Origin of the sequence: Furfurilactobacillus siliginis, assembly GCF_001437435.1 — a bacterium.
GTDB lineage: Bacteria > Bacillota > Bacilli > Lactobacillales > Lactobacillaceae > Furfurilactobacillus > Furfurilactobacillus siliginis.
This window is the reverse complement of record NZ_JQCB01000039.1, coordinates 1-1,043: the sequence shown is the minus strand read 5'-3', so window position 1 is coordinate 1,043 and position 1,043 is coordinate 1. Positions and strand designations below refer to the sequence as shown.

At 40.7% G+C, this 1,043-nt stretch carries 1 protein-coding gene; it reads left to right on the top strand.

The annotated features are described in order from the left end of the window. The first annotated feature begins 99 nt into the window (after nucleotides 1-99). Nucleotides 100-1,029: an IS30-like element ISLpl1 family transposase gene (locus tag IV55_RS10070; RefSeq protein WP_015473476.1), complete on the top strand. Its 930-nt coding sequence runs from the start codon at nucleotides 100-102 to the stop codon at nucleotides 1,027-1,029. Nucleotides 1,030-1,043 lie beyond the last annotated feature (14 nt).

The following is a 1,043-nucleotide window of genomic DNA, read 5'->3' as shown; positions in this document are numbered from 1 at the left end:
GGTAGATTGTAAAATTAATCCGAACGCTGTTCGGACAAAAAAGATCAGCTTCCTTTAAAATGGTGTTTACCACAAACCCATCTTTTAGGAGCTGATCTTTTGTCTAGTATAACCTATTCCGAACGAATTAAAATCGAAACCTTTTGTGAACTAGGGCTGTCCAATATCCAAATGGGCGTTCGGCTGAACCGATCACCGTCAACAATTTCTTATGAATTATCTCGATGTCAACCTTATCAGGCTGAATTAGCACAAACAGATGCCGAATACAAGCGATCACGATGTGGTCGGAAAACTAAGCTGAGCGATGAGTTAAAGCAAAAAATTCTCAACCATTTACGTCTAAGCTGGTCACCAGGAATGATTGCTCACGAATTTAAACTAGCTACTAAATCTATTTATAATTGGCTAAATCAGGGGAGAATTGATTTCTCCTTGAATGATCTACCTGAACATGGCGTACGCCAACGGCGTAACGTTGACCAACGATCCAAATATAATCAATCTTTGGGGCGATCAATTGAACAGCGTCCCATGATGATTAATCAACGTAATCGCATCGGCGATTTTGAACTAGATACAGTCGTTGGTCCTCGTGGGCATAGTAAGGCAGTTTTATTAACTTTAATCGATCGCAAATCACGGTTCCTTTGGGCATACCGGTTAAAAGATCGGACGACAGCGACTGTTAATGAAGCACTAACTAAGTTCCTAACCACTTTTAATGGTCCGGTGCACAGCTTTACTGTGGACCGTGGCACTGAGTTTAGTGGGCTAGTATCACTTGAATCACAATATGGTATTAAGACCTATTACTGCCATGCTTATACGCCAGCTGAACGTGGTAGTAATGAACGCTTTAATCGGAATTTACGTTATTTTTATCCTAAAGGGACTCGTTTTGAGCACATTAGTGCTCAAGATCTAACGACGACGTTACTCCAAATTAACCAGCGACCGCTTAAAATACTCGACTGGCAAACACCGTATCAGGTTATGCTGACAAATTTGTCCAAAAATTCGGATTAAATTTGCAATCTACC